Genomic DNA, 21532 nt, shown 5'->3' on the forward strand with positions numbered 1-21532 from the left:
ACGTGGCCGCCGCCTTGCGGCAAATCAGGGGCGGTTAGCGCGATCCAACGCGCGTTGCGCGCTTTTGGCCGCCTGTTGCAGCGCCTTCTCCGCCGGGATGTTTTCAATCTCGATTTGATCCGCGGCAATCGCCAGCGCATCGAGAATTTTGCCGCCCGTCGGGTCGAGGAAATCGGGCGTAGCGGTGCCGGCCTGCGTCAGCGGAACCAGCGCCTGCGGATTTTTGTCGGTATACGCCTTGTAGGAAGGATCGGCGATCACGCTGTTGCGCACCGGGATATAGCCGGTGAACATGGACCAGCGGGCGGTATTGGCCGCGCTGACGTAATAACGGATAAAGGCGAACGCGCCCTGCGCCGCTTTATCATCCGTGCCTTTGGGCAGCACGAACTCCAGCGCGCCCGCCTGCGGCGCGGCCGGATTCGAACTCCAGCCCGGCTGCGGCGCCGCCGCGATTTTACTGAAATCCAGATCGCCCTGATCGCCGGATGATCCGGTATAGCCCAGCGCCTGGCCTTTCATCACGTCGTCGATGGTTTTATACCAGTATTCCCATCCTTGCCCGCCGTGGTGAATACGCATGATTTTGTCGTCATGGATCCATTTTCGGAAGCCATCAAACACGGCGACCCAGGCGGGCGAATCGATCAGCACTTTTTTGCCGTCGTCGCTGAGCACTTTGGCGCCGTTGGAGAATGCCGCATCGATCAGGTTGCCATTGCCCCACATCGGCTCCCAGCCGTAAAACGTGGTATTGCCCTGGGCGTCGCGCCGGGTCGCCTTGGCGGCCGCCTCAGCCAATCCCTGCCAGGTTTTCAGGTTGTCCGCCGTAAAGCCGAGATCGGCGAGCGTCTGCTTGTTGTAATACAGCACCTGCGTGGTGCCGTAGGCCGGAATGGCGTGCACCGCCCCATCCGCATCCGTGACCTGACGGCGAAACGCGGCGACAAAATCGTCAAAGTTGAATTCCGCATCCATATACGGCCGCAGATCGCGCAATATGCCGCGTCCCGCCAGCGTTTTGCCGGTAACGCCGTTCACCAGCGCGAATGCCGGCGCGGTTTTTGATGCCAACCCCGCTTGAAGTTTCTGAAAGGTTTCCTGGTAGTCGCCCTGTAACGCGCCCTTGATTTCATATTCATTCTGGCTCTGATTGAATTCATCGATCAGATCTTTCATCAGTTGTTGCGGCTTGCTGCCGCCGGAATACCAAAAGTTGACTTCCGTTTTCGCCAGCGCCTGGGCGGAAAAACAGATCGCGCCCAATACGATGGTCGAACATACGATTGCTAATTGCGTTTTTTTCATGATGCTCACTCTTTTACGCCGTTGTCGGCGATGCCGGATAAAATGATTTTTTGCGAAAGGATAAACAGCAGCAGCAGCGGCAATACCGCGATGGCGCTCGCCGCCATCACCTGCGACCAGTTGAGCCCGTAGTTGCCGTCCGCGATGAAGAACTGGCGGACGCCCGCCGAAATGAGGCTCAAATCCTGCGAGGTAATCACCAGCCCCGGCCACATGTAGCTGTTGTAATTGGTGATGAAGGTGATAAGAAACAGGGTCGCCAGCGCCGCCTTGCATTGCGGCAGCACGATCCGGTATAGAATCTTCAGCTCTCCGGCGCCGTCGATGCGGGCCGCTTCAACCAGCGACGGATGAACCTTCAGGAATACCTGCCGCAAATAGAAAACGCCGAACACGCTGGCGGTGTTGGAGAGGATCAACCCCGTATGCGTATCCAGCAGGTGGAGATGCGACAGAATAATGTACGCCGGAATATAGGTCACCGCGCCCGGTATCATGTAGCACCCCATCACAATGAAAAACAGCGCGGCGCGCGAGCGGAATTTGAACTGGGTGATGGCGTAAGCGAACAGCGACGAATTGACGATCACCAACAGCGTGGTAATCAGGGCGACGCTGAAGCTGTTGTAGATATACAGGCCGAACGGCGCGCGATGAAAGGTATCCACAAAGGTGGAGAAACGGAAATGCTGCGGGATCAGATTGAGCGGACTGCTGAAGATTTCATCATTAGATTTCAGCGCCCCCGACAGCATCCAGATAAAGGGGAACGCCATGATCAGCCCCGTTGCCGTCAGCAGAAGATGTTTGCCTACGGTTGACGCCCGCAGCCCGCGCGTTGCGCCGGGCGAGCGGCGGCGTTCATGGCGGCGCGGCTGCTCCCGCTCGCCGGAGCGCGGGTCCATAATGAAAGTATCGACGGTCATAATGTTAGCCCTTAATAGTAAACCCAGCGTTTGCCGATAATGACGTTAAGGAGAGTCAGCGAACCGGCGATAACCAGAATCACCAGCGATGTGGCGGTGGCCATGCCCATATCGAACTGTTCGAACGCTTGCTGATAGAACAGATACAGCAGCGTGCGCGTACTGCCGCTCGGCCCGCCCTGGGTCAGGATCCGGAACTGATCGAACGCCTGCACCGCGGTAATCATGTTCACTACGGCAAGAAAAAACGTCGTCGGCGAGATCAACGGCAGCGTGATCCTAACGAAGCGCACCAGAGGACGGCACCCGTCAATCAGCGAGGCTTCATACAGCGAACGGGGAATTTTGTTCAGCGCGCTGATATAAAACAGAATGGTCCAGCCCAACGCCTGCCATACGGTGACGATGGTTACCGCCAGCATGGCGCTGCCGCCGCTTTCCAGCCAGGGAACGGGAGCAAACCCCATTTTGCCCAGCAACAGATTGGCCAGCCCCGCTTTGGTATCGAACACCCAGGACCAGACGATGGAAACGGCAACGGTAGGCGTAATCCACGGGGAAAAGATCACCGCCTGATAGACGCGGCTGCCGCGGAAGTTTTTATGCAGCAGCAAAGCGAATAACAACCCTAGCCCCACGGTAGGCAGCGTAACCCCGCATGCGAACAGTAAAGTGTTGCCGAGCGCCTGTAGAAAATCGTCGTCCGCCAGCATATAGCGATAGTTTTCCAGACCGACCAGATGGTAATCGGCGGAGATGTAGTCCCAGTCGGTGAAGCTGATATAGACGCTGACGCCAAAGGGAATCAGCCAGAAGGTGATGAGAGGAATCAGCAACGGCGCGACGAAAAACAGCACCTGTAACCTTTCTCGCAGTGTATGAGATAACATCGTCATCGTTCCTCTTCTCAATGTCGATGTGGTCATACTAGAAGACGCATATGACAATTTGGGGTGAAAAAACCGCACCTTTTTTAATCCAAGGCATTAGAAAAACTTAATGACGGATGGCGGATATGTTAAAAAAATTTCCGCGCCGCGTTGTTTAACGCCACAGCGGGGCAACCCGGGGGGATGGCTCGCCATAAACGCGCTATTCCGCGGCATCGAGCAGATCCACCGCATACTGGCTATGCAGCCACTGACAGAAAAAACTCGCCTTGGCCGAGCGCGGATTTCTGGTGATGAGGTAATGCCCGGATTCGGACAGCATCGAGCCGTTAAGCGCCAGCACCACCTCTTTGTTTTTCAGCGCGTTATGCGCGACAAGAGAGCGCACCAGCATAATGCCCGCGCCGTGCTTGACCGCCTGTAAGCCGTGCAGGGAATTGCTGATTTCGATCCGAATATCGGGGGTGACCGGCGGCAGATGGTTGTGCGCCAGCCACTGCAACCAGCTTTCTTCGTAGCCCTTAACCTGTACGGCGGGCAGCCGCGCCAGATCCGCCTTTGCCAGCGTCTCTTCGTGCCGCGCCTTAAAATCCGGGCTGCATACCATCAGCCAATGTTCCTGAAACAGTTTTTCCGCCCGCGTATCGCTCGTTTCGACAAAACCGTTCGTCAACTCGATATCGGCGTCTTTGCATGGCTCTCTTGACGGCCAGTCGACCAGGTTCAGATCCAGGCGAATAAACGGATACTGGCGGGTGAAATCGTGCAGTTTGGGGATCAGCCAGTTATGACCGATCGAGTGGTTGGCATTGATCGTTAAGGTGTCCGCCTGCTGGCTGTCGCCAAACAGAAACTGGGTCTGCTGCCGCAGGTGTTGCAGAGAGCCGGCCACCACGGGCAAATATTGTTGCGCTTTGCCGGTCAGCGAAATTCGTTTGTTATCGCGCTCGAATAACGGGCTGCCGAGATATTGCTCCAGACTTTTCAACTGCTGGCTGACCGCGGATTGCGTTACATGAAGCTCGCGGGCGGCGGATCCGATCGAACCCAGCCGGGCTACCGCCTCGAAAGCCATCAAGGCGCGCAAAGGAGGAAGCATTGTTAGTCGTCCACGTGATTATTGCCGTCAGCAAGCAAAATAAGACGGTTGGATGACTAAAAGATGGATGTTTTATGTCGGCAAAATGACATTATTCATCACGACGCGCGCGACGCCATTCTCCCCCCGATTCAATTAATAAATAATCGCTTTTCCCGTCATACCAGATATACCCTGACCGCCATAAGGATATTATCACCATAAGCGCGCCGCTCTCGGTAAGCGCGCTATCAGGCAAGGCTGATGAAAGCCAGAATATGGCGCATAGTAGGCGGGGATTAGCAGGAGAGGATTATTCGCTGCGCTTTCTCCGCGGGCCGCATTCAAGTTCGGCATCGTTTATTCGAGCACGGCCCAGGGCCAAGACGGTAAGCGAAATAGTCCTAACGGATAGGTTTTAATACGCGGCGCTATTATGATGACGGCGAAGTGGCCAATATTATAAATCAGTCAGGATTATCTCCGTCAGCTCGCGGATTTTTTGATATTGCTCATTGTTATAGCAGCAGCTGCCTATCTCAATTTCGGGTTTATTTTTACCATGGAAATCACTCCCGCATGATACGAAAATATCCGTTGAACAAGCATAGTTGTATAAAAGGCTGGATAGTTCCTCTGAATGATAGCTGGAAAACGCTTCAACACCCATAACGCCCACGGATAACATATCGTCGAGAACCTGCTCATAGTTGCTTTTAATATTTGCGCCGATATGGGCAATGATGGGGATGCCGTTATTAGACTTTATTATTTCAACAATCCGCTCAAGCGGCGGGTAACTGGCATCTACATAACAAGGCTTGCCGTAGCCGAAAAAATCCCAATAAAAATTTATCAAAGGCATGTTTGAACGCTTTCCACCGTCCCGGTATGGCGTGAGCAATTCATTATCGTTGTTTCTTTCATCCTGTAGAATCAACTCGGCCATTTGTTCTTCCTGTGGAATTCTCCCCATGGCCAATTGATAAAGTTGCTCTTCATCGATAAAAAAACCGAGATTTCTTAACTTTTCAAGTTTCACTGGGATTAAATTAATTTGTAGTTTAAAGAAGTTTTTTTCAATCAGTTCGAAATCGGAAAAATGATTATCAAAACCATATCCGAGCAAATGGAAGTTTTTATCCTGAAAAACGCAGTCGACTTCAATACCCGGAATCGCAGTAATTCTGTTATCCGAGAATTCTTTCACGTCATTAACAGAATTGATCGAGTTATGGTCGGTAATTGAAATTATATTTATCCCTTTCGCGACGCAACGCTCGACTATATCCTTAACAGGGAAATCCGCATCATCACTATAGTTTGAATGTATATGTAGATCTATTTTTTTCATGATTGCCATCCTATTGTTCTTTAAAAGAAGAAGTCTTCATTTTTCAATTCACAAGACTCTTTTTCATTAAAAACGATGTTCTCAGCGAGAATCTGATTACTTATTCCGGCCAATCTGCAACAAACAGAACTGCCCAGGCAATACTCTTTATCTAAATTGAAGTAGCTAAACTGCTTTAAACCGATATCATTTCTTTCATACACAATATTACCAATCGGGATGCCGTTATTCGTTGCCTTCATAACACATGGGTAAATATTTCCATCGGCCCTTATCATCCATCGGGCTAAGGACATATAGCATTTATCAAAGCGTGGCGATCTGCTCTTCTCTCGCAGCAAAGAGATATCCAGGATATTAGTGTTATTTAAAATACGGCACTGGAGATCAGAAGAAACGGAAGAGAGATCCTCGACCTGCTCATGCAGTTTTGCCACTTCAAGTCGCCACCAATCTTCGAGATCGGGCGTCATAGCTTGCGATGATGAATAATTGGCCGAAGGACAGTGACAAGATTGAATTAGGCATGTCGGTCTGAATTGGATATTGACCCTTTCATCTTTAAACTCAGAAAAAATCATTTCACAAAAAGAATAAACCTGATGGATATTGGTTTTGTTGTATAAAAAACCAACGCCGATATGGGCTATATTCGATCTTACCGCGGCATGAATGAACGCCAGTCTTTTATCAAATCGTCCTTTTTTAAGATTATAGAAAGATGCGCCGTCGATCGCATCCAACGATACCCTTAACCAGCTAAGTTTATCAAAAGATGATGTATTTATAATGCGAGACCCGTTGGTAATCAAACCCACCGAGATATTTCTTGCATAAAGTTCATCAATCACATCATCAATATCATAATCGTTGTCTTGGTATAAACTTGGCTCTCCCCCTCCAGCTAAAACCACGGCTTTAGGATTAAGCGCCAGAACATGCTGAATGGCATGAAAGGGAAAGGTATTTCTTCTTTTGGCGCTGACCTCTCCACTTCTATAACTACAATATCCGCATTTCAAATCACATCTGTCGGTTAAATGAAGCTCAATAACATTGACGCGATGTAATGAATCAAAATTCATTACATCGCCAAAAATCTTCTCTTTTATTAGCGGTAAAGAATTTTTGGCTCGCTCTACATTTCTGAGTTTCTTTTTAACGATAGACATAGCGTTATTTCTCCATCGATTATACCCGTCACGTTTCAAGCCGCAGATACACAGATCTTTTCGCACTCGAATTATTCAGAGTAAAAGTACTATCCGGCTCATACATCATTATTCCATGCCGCTATAATAAAAGCATGTTTATACTATCTTATCTTATAAGACAATCAATTGAAGCCGTTGCCTGTAATAAAATAACGACCTAAAAGGATTATTAATCATGCTGATTTAATCATGTGCCATACTGTCTGTATAATGGAAAATAGTTTTTTGGTGATAGGAGGTTGGAATGGAGTTCAGACAACTGCGCGCTTTTGTTATGTTGGCCGAATGCCTCAGTTACAGAGAAGCCGCCGATAAGTTATGGCTAACTCAACCTACACTAACAAAACAGATCAAGATGTTTGAACAAGAATTAGAATTAACGCTCTTCATTCGCGATAACCACGGGACTCAACTCAGTCCTCACGGGCTTGCCTTATATGACAACGCAAAAAATTTACTTGAGGAAATTGATATATTTAAAACGCGTTGTAAGAATATGAAACACGGACTGGAAGGAAACTTATCCATTGGATTTATTAACTCCGTTTTAAAAATCATACCGGAAATAATCTCCTCTTTCCGGGAGCGCTATCCTAAAATTAATATTCAGCTAAATGATCGCTCTTCTCCCCTACAGAAGGAATTAATTACCGCAGGGAAAATGCAAGTTGGCTTTATGCGATTGCCCGTTGAACATCCTCTGGCCTATGAAAAAATAGGAGAAGACTATCTTTCCATCATCTACAGTGAAAAAATAAATTTAGCGGGTCAGGATACGAAAAACCTTTTAAAGAAATATCCGTTATTGCTGGTTGATGCAAAAATGTGCCCCGGCTCCGCCCACCAAATACATAATTTTATATTTCACAATAAACTCAATGAGATATCAACCCATTACGTCAACAACGTTAGTAGCCTGATTGCCATGGTGGAATCTCAGATAGGCGTAGGTATCTTACCCCAAAGCAGTATACCGTTAGAGAATCCAAACCTTATCTGTGAAAAACTGACGGGAAATTATGCTACCTGGGACATCGGCCTGGTTTGGAACAATAGCATTGATGATTCTGTGCGAGATAGTTTCATAAAAATGGTGATTGCGGAGTTGAGTTTAAAAAACCAGCAATAAATAGTCCCTAATCGCTTAATAACGGCTCAACCCCCGCATTCGGTCTAAAACTCAACCTCATGTTTAACAACAAACGAGATTGCGTTTGGTTTTAACTACTCAACACTATGAGCATTCAGCAAGTTAATAAGTTTATCAGCACAATACCGGATATGCTTCTCTTCCCAAGACGGATGCAGATAGAGGCTAATTGTTCTGTTCAATAGAGAACGTGCCGTTTCGCATATCACATCGTTGTATTTCACAGACTCTGGCGATGTATATTCTTTAGATTTGAAAGGAAAATCAGCCGAACCAAACCCGCGCAGTTCTCTGTATACTTTCTCTCCATACGCTTCGGGCCACTGTATCTTAAAGGATGGAACGCCGATAATTTTCAGTTCATCTAATATTTTTTCCGCCGTACAATCCAGCTTTTCAAGATCAAATACAATGGGATACAGCCAATACGCATTCTCCCTTTCTTCGTTATTTAACGGAAGTTTATAAATGGTATCCACACCACTGAAAATTTCGTCGTATAACTTGGCATAAGATTTACGCCTCGGTATATTCCAATCATCAAACCTTTCTAATTCATTGATTCCTATAATAGATTGAATTTCCGTCATTCTATAATTATAACCGATGCGGTTATGTACATGCCAGGAGGTTTCCTCAAGGGCAAGTAAATCAAACTTTCTTCTTACATCGAAACCATGATCTCTAAACGCTCGGCATTCCCAGCCGACAGCCACATCATTAGTTACAACCATTCCGCCTTCGCCACCGGTTGTAAAATGTTTAGACTGACAAAAGCTGAAGGTTCCAACATCGCCAATCGTCCCCACATATCGCCCTTTATACTTGCCCCCAAGCACTGCGCGCTGTCTTCAATGACTTTCAGATGATGTTTTTTTGCAATGTCGAGAATTGGGTCCATATCGCATACAACGCCGTATAAGTGAACCACTATTATCGCTTTTGTTCTGTGTGTAATCAGGCTTTCTATTTTACCGGCATCAATGGTGTGATCTTCCGTGGTATCACAAAAAACGGGAATCGCGCCTGCCTGCAATACGGCAAAAGAAGTCGCAATAAAGGTATATGAGGGAACAATAACTTCATCGCCAGGGCCGATATTAAGAGATGCCACGGCGATATGAACAGCGGAAGTACCGGAGGTACATGAGATAGCCATATTTGCATTAATCCATTTTGCAAATTTATTTTCAAACTCCATTCCTTTCTTTCCTGTCCAATAATTAACTTTGCCTGATATCAACGGTTCTTGAATATCGGAAAGACTTTTGGGAGAAAAACTTGGCCAATTAGGAAATTCCATAATTCCATCCTCACATTGTGTTTTACACTTAAAACAGCCATCGGGAATAATTTTTTATCGAATAATTCTTGCACTTAATATTAGAAACATCGTACTTAACGCTAAAATAAAAAATGCCAGGGTCAAACCTGATAAATGAGCAATAAATCCTATTAATACGGGACCGATCATAATCCCCGCATAGCCAAAAGTGACGATTGCAGCCACTGCGTGACTCGGAGCCATTACACTTTGCCGCCCCGAAGTTGAACACAATATCGGAACCAGGTTTGAGGCGCCTAACCCAATACAGATAAAACCAATCAAAGAGATAAAAAGTAGGCCAAAGTTGATGACTAATAAAAAGCCTAATCCGATACTAATACTGCTGATAAAGAATACCTTACTCCTACCGTATAATGTAACTAATTTATCGCCAAAAAATCTGCCTAGCATCATCGCAAAGGCAAACATCACATATCCTAACCCGCTTACCGAAGGCGGCATGCCAAGCTCAGTCGTGATAAAAAGCGCGCCCCAGTCAATGATCGAGCCTTCAATAACCCCCATCAAAAAGCACAACAAACACACATAAATGACTATTCCTTTCGGTAGCGAAAAATATTTCTTATTTTCTTTTTCTCCGCTGCTAACCAACCCGGAATAAGATATAGCGAATAATATTACAAGAAGAAATGACATTAGATAACAGGCTGGAGGCGCCGTCACGCCTAAATAAATCATAAATGACATACCTGCTGCGCCGACAATCCCCCCCAAACTAAAAAAGCCATGGAAACCAGACATCAAATTCCTATTGAACTCTTTTTCAACCTTAACCGCCTGTATATTCATAGATACATCAACGGTGCCGATTGACGCGCCGAAAAAGAACAACGATACGCCTAATTCAAGCGGGGTTTGGGAAATAACTAAAAATGGAAAACTTATTATTGTTAATAGCGCCGAGGTGATAATAACGCGTTGACATCCATAACGCGCCGACAACATGCCAGTGACGGGCATCGAAATGATTGAGCCCAGGCCCAAGAACAACAGCAGAACACCTAAAACACCGGTATTAACGTTTAACGCTTCTTTCACAATAGGAATTAACGGCGCCCACGCCGCTATTATCAAACCAGCGGAAAAGAAAACAATCCTTGTTGCATATATTTTATTCATTATGTTTCCTGAATGTTAATTCAAGTATTATCTTTATGCTAAAAGCGCCGGGCTTTTAGGTAAGCGAGAAAAAGGCAGAAGAAAATATCTATTTAAATCGGTTAGCATGATTAACCAGAGTATGTATTTTTCATTTTTTGTATAATGAAAAAAGGTTTTTTTGTGATAGTTATCTGGAATACCCTGGCGAATACGGTCATCCAGCAATGGCCTCGGCGCAGGAGACGGATTGACCTTCTCCCCAAAAAAAGGCAACGCCTTGATATCTCATAGTAAGGCCATAATTTGGTCGGCTATCCCGTTGATCATCGGGCAATTATCACGCGCGGCGATGAGCGTTATATCCGCAGCCGCGCATACAAGTTAATAGGGTTGGTATGCATAGCTGCCCCCAACCCCATTTCGAAGACGTAAATCCCCTTTAGTTACAGGGTAATGATAATTATTTGCAACTTGTCATCAGGCTTCTATCATTAGGTTTTCCCCTGTCTGACGATAGTTGCCTATGACCGATAGAATCCTGGAAACGACCTGCTGTATTGTCGGCGGCGGCCCGGCCGGACTGATGCTCGGCTACCTGTTGGCGCGCGCCGGCATACCTGTTGCGGTGCTGGAAAAGCATGCCGACTTTCTACGTGATTTCCGTGGCGACACTATCCATCCCTCAACGCTGGAAATTATGGACCGTCTGGGACTGCTGGAACCGCTACTGCGCCTGCCGCATCAGCGGGTGGAGAAACTTATCGGAGAGTTCAACGGAAGGAAAATCACCATGGCCGATTTCAGTCGCCTGCCGGGTAAATGTCGATTTATGGCGCTGATGCCGCAGTGGGATTTCCTCAATTTTCTGGCTGAACAGAGTCAGTCGTTGCCGGGCTTCCAGCTATTACAGGCTACCCGAGTGGTGGGGCTGACGCTGGAAAATGGCGCTATAAATGGCGTGGAGGCATTGGATGCCAAGGGTGACAAGCTACTGATCCGCACCGGACTGGTGGTTGGCGCCGATGGCCGTCAGTCAGTGGTGCGTCAGGCGGCCAATCTGACCGGCCGCAGTTTCGGCATGCCGCGGGATGTACTATGGATGAAATTACCCAAGGCCATCGGCGACGAAAATTGGGCCAGCGGGCACGGCGGCCCCAAGAACAATTTCATCATGCTGGACCGGGGCGACTATTGGCAATGCGGCTACAGCATCACCAAAGGCACCCTTCCCCATATCAAGCAGCAAGGCTTGCCAACGCTGCTGCGACAGGTCGCGGCGGCGTCGCCCGTCAGTGTCGAACGGCTATCGGCGGCGGTACCGGACTGGGATCATGTTAAATTGCTGGATATCCGCATCGATCGGTTGGATCGCTGGGCCGCGCCAGGCGTCTTATGCATCGGCGATGCGGCGCACGCGATGTCGCCCATCGGCGGCGTGGGTGTAAATCTGGCTATTCAGGACGCCGTGGCCGCCGCCAATATTTTGGCCGAGCCTCTGGCGCACGGCCCGGTTAGCCTGAATATCCTTAACCGGGTGCAGCGGCGGCGCGAATTTCCCACTCGGGCCACCCAGCGGCTGCAAATAATGATGACCGGTAAAGGAAAAACATCATCCCGCGTAGCCGCCCGACGCCCGCCGGCATTGGTGATGTGGCTGATCCGCCAGCCCTGGCTGCCGCGTTTGACCGGCCGCATTATCGGCTTGGGTTTTCGCCGCGAGTTCCCCCGCCTGCCGCGCTGATACCCACTGTGCCTGATTTTTCTGGAATCAGGCAGGCAACGCGGACGCCATCGGCGGAACTTTCGGGTGGCATCAAGCGTGCTGAAACCAGCGGTCGCCGAACATAAACAGCGCCAGTCCCAGCAGCATCACGCCTATACCGGCGAACTTCCACCAGTACACCGGCCGTATCGGCATCTGAAGCAGACCATAATTATCGATGACCATACCCGAAGCCAGTTGGCCGATAATAAATAAAAACATGGTGTTGGCAACGCCAAGTTTGGGGGCGAGAAAAATTGAAGTGAACACGAAAGCTGCGCCAATAACGCCGCCTATCCAGCGCCACCATGACTGCTGTCCGATATTCGCTCCCAAACTGTGCCAGTCGGCCTGAGCCAGCGCCACCGTCAGTAAACACAACGTCCCGATACCAAACGAAATCAGCGCGGCAATTAACGGCTGACCCCCACCCCAAAACTCAAACGGCTATTGACGGCGGCTTGTATCGATAAACCGGCTCCGCCGGCCAATGCCATCAACAAATACGCGATGTTCATATTGTTCCTTATGTAATGACCCCTGAAACTTCGGGCGCTCAAGCAACGACAACTACACTCAATACATTCGAGGGTATACATTCATACTGGCGTGATGGGGCGCGATGGAAAGCGGCCCCATAACCGATATTACGGTATCGTATATTCCCGGCCATAGGCAATGCGAGCCGGAGCGGTTCATCCCTCTTCTTTCCGTTTATACCGGACGGTCCGAACTGCTGGTTGACCAAACATTCAGCATCTGGAAGGGTATGATATATAAAGGTCTTGCCATCTATCCCGGAGCAGTCCATAATAGCGTCCATTCCAGATACTTGGATGCAAAAACAGCATTTTAATCAAAAGGTTAGTTCACGGAGTTATCATCCGTCAGAGCATAATCTACCCTGTACGACCGTAGCTCAGTTGGTTAGAGCACCACCTTGACATGGTGGGGGTCGGTGGTTCGAGTCCACTCGGTCGTACCAATTCATATTCCGCTGACGTCTCTACAGACTAAAAACCTCTCGTCTTACTTTCCTGTGAAATCTATCTTTATCGACTACGTCTAAATCGCCTGAACCCAGACACTTGCGCGCCCCCAATACAGGGCGAAGGGATGAGCATTCTTTGGACTATCGCAGGTTATAATTCACGCAGATATTGTGGTGTTTCATTCATACTAATGAAACACCACACGCTGTTCGGTTGAAATGCAATCAGATCAAGTATTTTGCGGGCAGGTTTGAACTGAATTTTGCTGAGCACGCTAAAAGCTCTTGCCATCCTTGGCCAATACAGAACTCGCCGTTAATCCCGCAACGCGTCAGGTTGTTGCGGGATCTGTCAGGCAGATGCTATTGCGGCGGGGAAATGCCGCCATATATTACTTCTCAAAATTTCGATTAAAAAGAACTCCAGCCCCCTTCAGCGGATGAAGCGGATTTGGCGCCGGCAGCCGCAGGCTTAAGCTCCAGAGCTGCGCGAGACGCCGTAGCGGCAGAGGCAGATTTGCCGGCGGCCGGCGCGGAACCCGATATCTGCCGCCCTTCCGTTAGCCGGAATACGCTAACCACCTGTTCCATCTGTTCGGCCTGCTGCTGCAACGACTGGGTAGCCGCGGAGGCTTCATTAACCAGCGCCGCGTTCTGCAATGTCGTTTGTTCCATCTGATTGACCGCTATGTTTACCTGATCGATGCCCAGAGACTGCTCCTGACTGGCGCTGCTGATTTCGCCCACCAGGTCGCTGACCTTGCGCACGCCGTTAACGATGTCCAGTATTGATGCTCCCGCCTGTTCCACCAACCGGTTGCCTGTTTCCACGGTCTGCACCGAATGATCGATCAGCTCCTTAATCTCTTTCGCCGCCGAGGCGCTGCGCTGGGCCAGGCTGCGAACCTCCCCGGCCACCACGGCGAAACCGCGCCCCTGCTCGCCGGCGCGGGCGGCTTCCACCGCGGCATTCAGCGCCAGGATGTTGGTCTGGAAGGCGATGCCGTCGATTACGCTGATAATGTCCACAATCTTTCTGGACGAGGTGTCGATCGCGCCCATAGTCTGCACCACCTCGTTCATCAACTGCCCGCCCGATTGGGCCTGACCGGCCGTTGATTGCGCCAGTTGATTGGCCTGCTTGGCGTTATCCGCGTTCTGACGCACGGTGGAAGCCAACTGTTCAATGGCCGCCGCGGTTTCCTGCAACGCGCTGGACTGCTCTTCGGTGCGGCTGGACAGATCAAGGTTGCCCGCCGCGATTTGCGAAGACGCCCCGGCGATGGATTCCGAACCCTGACGAACTTCACCCACGATGGTGCGCAGCTGGAGCGTCATTTCCTGCAAGGCATGAAGCAACTGCGCGGTTTCATCACGGCCTTCGGCATGCACATTCCGCGTGAGGTCGCCCCCGGTCACGGCATTCGTAATCTGCACGGCATGCTCCAGCGGCCGCACGATACTGCGCGTGAGCATCCAGGCAAGCAACGAACCGACGACGGCAATCAAAAGGCCGATGCTCCCCAGAAAGATAAAACCGTTGCCGGCATTCCTGGAAATATCCGCGCCCAACTGGTTGATGGTGGCGCGCTGCTGGTCACGCAGGGCTTGCAGCGTAGCCAGATAATTATTCGCCGAGGGGCGGAAATCCTGTTCAAACAGCTGTAACGCCTGTTCGTGTTGGCCGTTCTTATTTGCGGCGGAGACGGCGTCGCGCGCCTTGATGTAAGCCTGGCGCACTTCTGCCAGCTTATCGAACAGCGCCTTTTCTTCCGGGCTGCCGATCAGTTTGGCGAACTGCTCCTGCCGTTCGTTTGAGTCTTTTGTCGAGGCGGCGTTATCCGCCGCAAACAGTTCAGCCAATGAACCATCGCTGCTGCGCGCCACCGCGGTAGCGCGCTGTACGCTAGAGCCGATGGCGCCGTACCAATCGGCCACCAGCCGCTCTTTGTGTAACGGCACCTGCATCATCCGCTGGGTGCTTTGGTCGATCTGCTGAAGCTGATAGACGCCGCAAGCCAGCATAATCAATGAAAAAACAATAAGTAAGCCAAATCCCACCGCCAGCCGAATGCCGATTCTGAAATTTTTCACTTTCCCGCTACCCTTAAGTGTATATAAGGCTTGCCTGATGCCAGCCCTTACGTTGATGACTCACATTTCGCTATGGGTTTCATCCGTTGATAGCAGTTATCGCTACCTCCCGACTTCCAGCGGGAAACTGCCGCAAAGCCAATGCTGAAAAAACAATTGCCGTTTGTGGAACAAAGCCTGACGCCTGGTGGAAAAATGCTTCGACCAGCTATCTTGCGCATTGAGTGTCCAACGGCAGTAATATGGCGGGAGGATATTCCAACGACGCTGTCATTTATCGGCTGACGGGAAAGGAAGTTTATACACTCCATCGATAAAAACGATCAAACAACCAATTTTAATAGACAACTTAAATTGAATAAGTAATTTCGATCGTTAAATACTATTGCGCCATCTGACCAATTTGTAATTAGCCATTAAATACAAGTTTAACCAGCCGATTCCAACGCGGTTGATTCGCGGCAAGCGGAAGATAACCTTTCGCGCAATCCCATCTGGTACGGCGCGCCGTCAAGTAACGCGGAATATTCTCCGCTTCCTGATGAATAAGCCGGCCTGCCGCGTGATCCCAGGGTTTCAGGCTGCCGTTAAGCATAAAATCCGCGGTTCCCTGAGCAAGGAAACGGTAAAACAACGCTTGGGATCAGGCCGCCAGCGGTATTCTGACCACCAGCAGCAGCGGCATCGGCATATCTGTCGGCGGCGTGCCTGGTTTAAGCGTCAGCACGATATCGCGCAGCAGTTCTTCCAGTTGCAAATCACCCAGCAGCGGTGCGGAAAAGCGTTTTATCCGGCCGCGATTGTCAATCCAGATTCGAACGACGATGCCGGAACGGGCGATATCGGCGGGCAGTTCCTGCCGCTCGTTTATCCGCTCGCGAAAATGCCGGACGGTATCGTTGTTTTCATTAAAACAGGCCTGCAAGCGCACGGAGGTCTCCCGTGCATAGCGATCCCAGAGCAATTTGTCGGCGGAGTGCGCCGATGTCGACAAAAAAGCCAATAGCAATCCCGATAGCCAGCGGCGCATCGTATTCTGTCTACTGCACATCTTGCGTTTTCTTTCGTTCGTCAGTTGCCGGCGACACGCCGGCCAGCAACTGCTGCAACGCCGGTCCATCTATCGTTAACGGCGCCGCGCCCAGCAGGTTGTTTAGGTAGGCTTGCGCCTGCTCAGCCTGTTTTTGCTGACGCATCAGCGCCGTCAGGCGCGGGGCGACCTCCTCCAGCGTCGCGGTACGGGAGGGGATCACCTCTTCCAGCTTGACGATATGAAACCCGGCCTGCGAACGCACCGGCGCCGACACCTCGCCAGGCTGCAGCGCCGCCACCAGTTGACGCATTTCCGGCACCAGATTCTGCAGCGGCTGAACGCCGATATCGCCGCCGTTGGCGACGCTCTGCGCATCCTGGGAGTATTGATTCGCCAATTGCGCGAAATCGTCCTTCCCGCCGCGCGCCCGGTCTGCCAGCTCTTTGGCCTGTTTCTCCACCTTCGCCGCCGCGTCCGGGTCGTTCATCGGCGCGGACAGGAAAATCTGCCGGACATGATAGCGGGCGGCGACCACCAGCTTATCTTTCGCCGTTTCGTAGGCCGCATTCAGCTGCTGCTCCGTAGGATAATCGGGCGCGGGCTGACTGACCGAGGAGAGATAGCTGCGCAGTAAAACCTGCTGCTCGGCGGCCGCCATCGCCGCCGCCACTTCCGGCCGTTTATCCCAGCCCTTATCCCGCGCTTCCGCCAGCAACGCTTTCTCCTGAATATGCTGGCGCAACCACTGCTCCCTGCGTGCGGAATCGTCCGTCATCTCTTGCCGCGCGGCGGGCGGCAACACCGTCAGCCAGCGGCCGATCTCATCGCGCGTGACGTTTAACGCGCCCAGACTGGCAACCGGTTTCGCCGCCTGCGATTCCGCCGCTTGCCGGACATCCGCGGCGGCCTCGGCCGGTTGCTCGATGCCGTTCAGCCACAAGGCGATAACCAGCGCCAGCGCCGCCAATACGGCCGCTGCGGTATAAAGCCGCTTTTTCCCTTGTTGTCCCGTAAACAGAGTTGTAAGCATATCGCCTCCCACTGGCTTCAACGCGAATGATTCCCGACCGAGCTTTTTCGCGCGTCTACGCCTTCAATTCGATTTCCTGTTCCAATGCAATGTCCTGTTCAACCGACGCGGCGGGCGACTGCGCCTTATCGCCCGTCAGCCCAGCCGTCTTCGGCGCCGCGTCCGCGCTGCCGAGCGTGGTTTCTTCTGCTGAGACCTGACGGTAAGTACGCAGGTAAAGCAGAAACTCCTGCATCAAACGATCCCAGATTTCGATATTGGCGCGTATAAAACCGCCGCTGACGCCGCCCGCCACCAGGCAATCCATTTCCAGCGCCAGAAAATGTTCCTGCTCGCTAAGACGCGAAAAACGTTTGCTCCGATTCCACTGCGCCGTCATCGCTTCCGGCAGTTCGCCTTCAATGCGCAGAACGCAGCCGAAAGTGAAATCCAGCCACGCATCCGCTTCCGGCGCGGAATTGCCGAAGCGCACGGAAAACCCCATGCCCTGGCTGGCGCTGAGCAGTTGCACGATGCCGTTCTGTTCCGACGGCGTAACGCGATAGCCCATGCTTTGCAGATTTTCCGTCAGCGACGCAACGTTGACGCTTTTGATTAGCTCTTGCTCTTTCATACCGTTTACTCCCGCGTTTCACTGTGGTTGGCCGGGGTTTCCGGCGTAGAAACCGTATTGCGGGCGTCCGCCCGGTTCTCATACAGGCGATCGCCGTAGGACTGGGCGATTTCGTCGAACCTCACCCGCGACGAGGTGGCGAAAGGCTGACGCATCTGCAGGATGCTGCCGGTGCTCAACCCTTCATAGGCGGCCAGCACCTCTTTGCCAAGCGCGTACAACTGCTGGTTTTTCTGCCGGCAGATATCCAGCGCCTGCCGGGTCTGCTGCGCGCTGCGTTGCAGATCCAGCCGTGCGGCTTCCCTGCCGCGCGCCAGTTGCAGCAGTTCGTCATAGGCGGAGCGGAATTTTTCCACCTGCTGTTGGCTGGCCGCCACCTGGCTTTCCGCCGCGCTGCGTACCGCCTCCTCGCGCGCGGCCAGTTCCCGCGCCTGCCCTTGGCTCTGGCCGAGTCGAGCCTGCAACTGCGCGATCTCCTGCCGCGCCGTCTGCAGTTGCGCCTGCGCCGCATTGCGCTCCGCCAGCGCCTTGGACTGCTCGATCTGCGCGTTCTGCAACTGCTGATTGGTGGCGCGCAGCTGATCGCGCAGGCGGTTTTCCAAATCGGCGTCGGCCCGCGCCGCCGGCGACAGCAGCGTGCCGGCCAGCAGCAGCATGCCGATGCGTCGTTTCAGTTTGTTATCCATACCCTTCAACTCCTTCCCGCGTCAGAAGCGGGCGTTCAGGTCGAGCTGGAAGACATCAATGGAGAGCGGCTGACCGGACACCTCCTTCGAACTGCTCCAGCGGCCCTGCAGCGCGACGCTGTCGGCCAGCGCATAGCTCGCTCCGAGGAAATAGCCGCGCGCGTTGGTGCCGCCCAGATGGAAGCTGGAGTCGTTATAGGCGTCCGGCATGGCGTCGGGCTCAATGTACTTGTAGCCCGCGAAGACGTTCCAGTCGCCCTGCCGCTCCATCTCCAGCGAGCGTCCTAACATCGCCTGCAGCATCCAGGCGTTCGGGCCGCTGTCGATATTGCCTTCGCCGTCCAGAAAAACATCCGCGATCTGCCCTTGAGAACGGCGCTCCATCTTGCCCTCGTCGTAAGCCAGGTTGCGCACGTAGTTGCCCTGCAGGCGCAGCTTCATGTTGTTGAAGGTTTCGGTATCCCACACCAGGTTGACGTCCAGCAGATTGAATTCAGACGCCAGCCCGAAATATTGCGGCTCTGCGGTACTGGCCGGATTGGCGGGGTTCCGCACAATATTGCGCAACATAAATAGGGTGTTGCCCCTCTGCATAAATTTCGGGCGCGACCAGTCGCTGCTGCACGCCGGGTCGCCTTCATAAAGGCTGCACGGCGCGGAGCGCACGCCGGAAATATTGTCGAAATAGTAATAAGCCAGCGCGCCTTTTAAGCGGTTGCGTTCGTCGATTCGCCACTCCGCGCCCACCTGACCGCCGTACAGCCACTTATCTTCGCTCTTGCCCTTTTCCCAACTGTTGGCGGGCCAGGAATCGGAGCCGTATTCCAGCGGGAAGGCGCCCAGTGTGCCGAACAGGGAAAGCGGTTCGGATAGCTTGATATCGCCTGCGCTGAACGAGAGGCCGTCCAGGTTCAGATCGTTCGACCAGAGCAGATCGGTGGTCATAAACGGGTTGGCGCCGCGGCCGAAATCCATGCCGTAGCCCTGCGGCGAGCGCCAGCGGATCCAGGCCCGATCTAGCCAGATGTTCTTCTTGCCGTCGTTGTTGCCCAGCGTCTGGGTGGTGGTGACCGGGCTATCGTCGCTGCCCGTCGCCACGCTTACGCCGCTGGACCACTCATCCGCCAGTTGCGCCTCGACGCCGAGCCGGGCGCGGATACGGAAGCGGTTCTCGCGATCCTGGCGGGTATTCAGCAGCGGCGGCAGTTGCCCGTTATTGGAATTGAGATTGACGTCATAAGGACCGTTTTCATTCAACGCATGGAAATCAATAATCGTGTTGTCGTTGGTATCGGAATAGAAACGGGACTCATAGCGCGAGCGCACGTCGCCGCTAACCTTGATGCGCGACGCCCAGTCGGGAAAGGTGTTGGGCGCGGCCCAATTCTCCGCTTTCGCCTGGGCGATCACCTCCTGTTTGACCTCGTCGCGAATCTGGTCGCGCACCGTTTCCGGCACATAGGGCACGCGCACGTCGCCCGGCTGCGTGGCCGGAGACGACTGCGCCGCCGCTTGCCGCTGTTCGACCGCCTGTTGCGCTTCGGCCTGCGCCTGGGCGATCAGCGCTTCGGCCTGATCCCGTTTCAACACCCCCTGCTGCACCAATAAATTAATCAGATTGACGGTGGCATTCTCCGAGGGTGCCGCCAGCGCCTGTCCGGACGATAATGCCAGTGCTGCGGTCATCGCCACTGCCAGGCGCCCTGGTGAACGTTTCTTCATGTTGCACTGCTCCTAAAACAGAATGGATTGAATAACATCAGCTAGGACGCCGTCCCTGTAACGAGACCCGCACCGGCAGCGTCAAAGATTTCGGCGGTTTCTGCGTCATGGCCGGTGCCCTGCGCAGGGCGGCGATAATGGCGTCATCCACCGTTTTATTGCCGCTGGATCTCACCAGTTCCACGCGCGTCATGCTTCCCGCCTCGTTGAACCAGACGTTGACCTGCAGGCGATAGCTGAGCAGACGGGTACTGTCGTCCTGGCGCAGGATCTGCTGAAACATATACGACAGATACTGGCCGTAGGTGGCGTTCCCCACCCCGCCCGATCCGCCGCTGCCGCTCATGCCGCCGCTTCGTCCCGCGCCGATGTTGAAACTGTCCGTTCCGGCCTGGGCTTCAGCGTCCATCTCCATCGCCTTCGCCATATCGTCCATCGGCTTGGGCGCCTCTTCCGGTTCGGGTTGTTCCGCCGGTTTGGGTTCCGGCAATGGTTCCGGCTCCGCCACCTCCTCGGGCTTGGGTTCCGGTTCAGGCTGCTGCTGCTCGGGCGGCGGTGGCGGCGGCAACGGAATGATCATGTCCTCCCTGGGGCTTTCCCGGCGCACGCCCGCCGAATCGTGGGCCCACAGCCAGATAAGCCATCCGGCGGCAATCAGTACCGCGATGGCCGCCACCGTCTTCACCGCCAGCCGGCCTGTCGCTTTCTTCCGTTCCGCCTCCCGGTCCTTCCAGTCCGGAACCGGCCCTTTTACGTGGTTTGAGTCAAATGACATGGTTAGCCCCGGCCTGCGTTGTTTTACGATTTATTCGGTTTGCCCGTCACCAGCCCCACCTGCGACAACTCCAGCCGTCTCAGGACGTCCAGCACATCCACCACTTTCTGGTACTGCACTCCCCGTCGCCGCGGACGATGACCGGAAAATTAGGATTCAGCGCTTTTTCCGTACGCAGGCGATCCTCCAGTTCGGGCAACGTCACCGGATAGGCGTCAAGAAATACCTGCCCGGCGTCGTTCACCGCGATCGCCTTGGTCTTCTGTTCCGAGAGCGACACCGTCGCGCTGGCCTTGGGCAGATTGACCCGGATACCGGATATCTGCGCCGTCGCCGTGAGGATAAACATCACCAGCACGACCAACAGCACATCCACCAGCGGCGTGATATTGATGCCGTCAAAAGTGCTGCTCTCTTCGTCATCGGATACCGTGTGGTTAGCCATCTCATTGCTCCT

General features: G+C 52.6%; 19 protein-coding genes, 1 tRNA gene and 1 pseudogene. 3 read left to right on the plus strand and 18 right to left on the minus strand.

What is annotated here, in order from left to right; translation table 11 throughout:
* Nucleotides 1-24 precede the first annotated feature (24 nt).
* The 6 genes from HC231_RS12810 to HC231_RS12835 form a co-directional block, all read right to left on the minus strand.
* On the minus strand, nt 25-1308 hold the full coding sequence (locus HC231_RS12810; RefSeq protein ID WP_208227024.1) for an extracellular solute-binding protein: 1284 nt from the start codon (nt 1306-1308) through the stop codon (nt 25-27).
* A gap of 5 nt (nt 1309-1313) precedes the next feature.
* Nucleotides 1314-2234 (minus strand): carbohydrate ABC transporter permease, encoded by a 921-nt coding sequence (locus HC231_RS12815; RefSeq protein ID WP_246494482.1) that lies wholly within the window; start codon nt 2232-2234, stop codon nt 1314-1316.
* Between the two features lie 11 nt (nt 2235-2245).
* Nucleotides 2246-3124, minus strand: coding sequence for a carbohydrate ABC transporter permease (locus HC231_RS12820; protein WP_246494484.1), 879 nt, complete (start codon nt 3122-3124; stop codon nt 2246-2248).
* Nucleotides 3125-3326: 202 nt separating this feature from the next.
* Nucleotides 3327-4223: a LysR substrate-binding domain-containing protein gene (locus tag HC231_RS12825; RefSeq protein ID WP_208227026.1), complete on the minus strand. Its 897-nt coding sequence runs from the start codon at nt 4221-4223 to the stop codon at nt 3327-3329.
* 439 nt (nt 4224-4662) lie between these two features.
* Complete coding sequence (locus HC231_RS12830; RefSeq protein WP_208227027.1) at nt 4663-5556, minus strand: PHP domain-containing protein; 894 nt, start codon at nt 5554-5556, stop codon at nt 4663-4665.
* A 20-nt stretch (nt 5557-5576) separates the two neighbouring features.
* The gene (locus HC231_RS12835; RefSeq protein WP_208227028.1) at nt 5577-6728 is read right to left on the minus strand and encodes a radical SAM protein; all 1152 of its coding nucleotides are present in this window, start codon (nt 6726-6728) and stop codon (nt 5577-5579) included.
* A gap of 286 nt (nt 6729-7014) precedes the next feature.
* Between HC231_RS12835 and HC231_RS12840 the strand changes: the two genes are divergently transcribed.
* Complete coding sequence (locus HC231_RS12840) at nt 7015-7899, plus strand: LysR family transcriptional regulator (RefSeq protein WP_208227029.1); 885 nt, start codon at nt 7015-7017, stop codon at nt 7897-7899.
* 95 nt (nt 7900-7994) lie between these two features.
* Here the strand turns inward: HC231_RS12840 and HC231_RS24385 are convergent.
* Nucleotides 7995-9223, minus strand: a pseudogene (locus HC231_RS24385) (DegT/DnrJ/EryC1/StrS family aminotransferase).
* A 54-nt stretch (nt 9224-9277) separates the two neighbouring features.
* On the minus strand, nt 9278-10387 hold the full coding sequence (locus tag HC231_RS12850) for an MFS transporter (RefSeq protein WP_208227030.1): 1110 nt from the start codon (nt 10385-10387) through the stop codon (nt 9278-9280).
* Nucleotides 10388-10892: 505 nt separating this feature from the next.
* On the opposite strand from HC231_RS12850, the gene HC231_RS12855 reads away from it, so the two are divergent.
* Complete coding sequence (locus HC231_RS12855) at nt 10893-12110, plus strand: FAD-dependent oxidoreductase (protein WP_208227031.1); 1218 nt, start codon at nt 10893-10895, stop codon at nt 12108-12110.
* A 72-nt stretch (nt 12111-12182) separates the two neighbouring features.
* Here the strand turns inward: HC231_RS12855 and HC231_RS12860 are convergent, their stop codons facing one another.
* Entirely contained in the window at nt 12183-12512 is a 330-nt protein-coding gene (locus tag HC231_RS12860) for a DMT family transporter (protein ID WP_246494488.1), read from the minus strand.
* A 527-nt stretch (nt 12513-13039) separates the two neighbouring features.
* Between HC231_RS12860 and HC231_RS12865 the strand changes: the two genes are divergently transcribed.
* Nucleotides 13040-13116: transfer RNA gene (locus HC231_RS12865), tRNA-Val, on the plus strand.
* Between the two features lie 417 nt (nt 13117-13533).
* Here the strand turns inward: HC231_RS12865 and HC231_RS12870 are convergent.
* The 9 genes from HC231_RS12870 to HC231_RS12910 all read right to left on the minus strand — a co-directional run bounded on the left by HC231_RS12870 (nt 13534) and on the right by HC231_RS12910 (nt 21520).
* Nucleotides 13534-15216: a methyl-accepting chemotaxis protein gene (locus HC231_RS12870; protein WP_208227032.1), complete on the minus strand. Its 1683-nt coding sequence runs from the start codon at nt 15214-15216 to the stop codon at nt 13534-13536.
* 409 nt (nt 15217-15625) lie between these two features.
* The gene (locus tag HC231_RS24390) at nt 15626-15811 is read right to left on the minus strand and encodes a hypothetical protein (protein ID WP_208227033.1); all 186 of its coding nucleotides are present in this window, start codon (nt 15809-15811) and stop codon (nt 15626-15628) included.
* A gap of 48 nt (nt 15812-15859) precedes the next feature.
* Nucleotides 15860-16267, minus strand: coding sequence for a hypothetical protein (locus HC231_RS12880; RefSeq protein ID WP_208227034.1), 408 nt, complete (start codon nt 16265-16267; stop codon nt 15860-15862).
* Entirely contained in the window at nt 16257-17279 is a 1023-nt protein-coding gene (locus HC231_RS12885) for a peptidylprolyl isomerase (RefSeq protein ID WP_208227035.1), read from the minus strand. Before HC231_RS12885 ends, HC231_RS12880 begins: the two co-directional genes overlap by 11 nt.
* 55 nt (nt 17280-17334) lie before the next feature.
* Nucleotides 17335-17892 (minus strand): YbjN domain-containing protein, encoded by a 558-nt coding sequence (locus HC231_RS12890; RefSeq protein WP_208227036.1) that lies wholly within the window; start codon nt 17890-17892, stop codon nt 17335-17337.
* 5 nt (nt 17893-17897) lie between these two features.
* A complete protein-coding gene (locus HC231_RS12895; protein WP_208227037.1) occupies nt 17898-18578 on the minus strand; it encodes a hypothetical protein in 681 nt (226 codons plus the stop codon).
* A 21-nt stretch (nt 18579-18599) separates the two neighbouring features.
* Complete coding sequence (locus tag HC231_RS12900; RefSeq protein WP_208227038.1) at nt 18600-20300, minus strand: putative porin; 1701 nt, start codon at nt 20298-20300, stop codon at nt 18600-18602.
* Between the two features lie 37 nt (nt 20301-20337).
* Nucleotides 20338-21075: an energy transducer TonB gene (locus tag HC231_RS12905; RefSeq protein ID WP_208227039.1), complete on the minus strand. Its 738-nt coding sequence runs from the start codon at nt 21073-21075 to the stop codon at nt 20338-20340.
* 79 nt (nt 21076-21154) lie between these two features.
* Nucleotides 21155-21520: an ExbD/TolR family protein gene (locus HC231_RS12910; RefSeq protein WP_246494489.1), complete on the minus strand. Its 366-nt coding sequence runs from the start codon at nt 21518-21520 to the stop codon at nt 21155-21157.
* Nucleotides 21521-21532: the final 12 nt, after the last annotated feature.

The organism is Brenneria izadpanahii, from assembly GCF_017569925.1.
GTDB classification, from domain to species: Bacteria; Pseudomonadota; Gammaproteobacteria; order Enterobacterales; family Enterobacteriaceae; genus Brenneria; species Brenneria izadpanahii.

Coding starts and splice junctions, on each gene's coding strand:
- HC231_RS12810 (WP_208227024.1), bottom strand. CDS start 1,308: ATGAAAAAAACGCAATTAGCAATCGTATGTTCGACCATCGTATTGGGC.
- HC231_RS12815 (WP_246494482.1), bottom strand. CDS start 2,234: ATGACCGTCGATACTTTCATTATGGACCCGCGCTCCGGCGAGCGGGAG.
- HC231_RS12820 (WP_246494484.1), bottom strand. CDS start 3,124: ATGTTATCTCATACACTGCGAGAAAGGTTACAGGTGCTGTTTTTCGTC.
- HC231_RS12825 (WP_208227026.1), bottom strand. CDS start 4,223: ATGCTTCCTCCTTTGCGCGCCTTGATGGCTTTCGAGGCGGTAGCCCGG.
- HC231_RS12830 (WP_208227027.1), bottom strand. CDS start 5,556: ATGAAAAAAATAGATCTACATATACATTCAAACTATAGTGATGATGCG.
- HC231_RS12835 (WP_208227028.1), bottom strand. CDS start 6,728: ATGTCTATCGTTAAAAAGAAACTCAGAAATGTAGAGCGAGCCAAAAAT.
- HC231_RS12840 (WP_208227029.1), top strand. CDS start 7,015: ATGGAGTTCAGACAACTGCGCGCTTTTGTTATGTTGGCCGAATGCCTC.
- HC231_RS12850 (WP_208227030.1), bottom strand. CDS start 10,387: ATGAATAAAATATATGCAACAAGGATTGTTTTCTTTTCCGCTGGTTTG.
- HC231_RS12855 (WP_208227031.1), top strand. CDS start 10,893: ATGACCGATAGAATCCTGGAAACGACCTGCTGTATTGTCGGCGGCGGC.
- HC231_RS24390 (WP_208227033.1), bottom strand. CDS start 15,811: ATGCTTAACGGCAGCCTGAAACCCTGGGATCACGCGGCAGGCCGGCTT.
- HC231_RS12880 (WP_208227034.1), bottom strand. CDS start 16,267: ATGTGCAGTAGACAGAATACGATGCGCCGCTGGCTATCGGGATTGCTA.
- HC231_RS12885 (WP_208227035.1), bottom strand. CDS start 17,279: ATGCTTACAACTCTGTTTACGGGACAACAAGGGAAAAAGCGGCTTTAT.
- HC231_RS12890 (WP_208227036.1), bottom strand. CDS start 17,892: ATGAAAGAGCAAGAGCTAATCAAAAGCGTCAACGTTGCGTCGCTGACG.
- HC231_RS12895 (WP_208227037.1), bottom strand. CDS start 18,578: ATGGATAACAAACTGAAACGACGCATCGGCATGCTGCTGCTGGCCGGC.
- HC231_RS12900 (WP_208227038.1), bottom strand. CDS start 20,300: ATGAAGAAACGTTCACCAGGGCGCCTGGCAGTGGCGATGACCGCAGCA.
- HC231_RS12905 (WP_208227039.1), bottom strand. CDS start 21,075: ATGTCATTTGACTCAAACCACGTAAAAGGGCCGGTTCCGGACTGGAAG.
- HC231_RS12910 (WP_246494489.1), bottom strand. CDS start 21,520: ATGGCTAACCACACGGTATCCGATGACGAAGAGAGCAGCACTTTTGAC.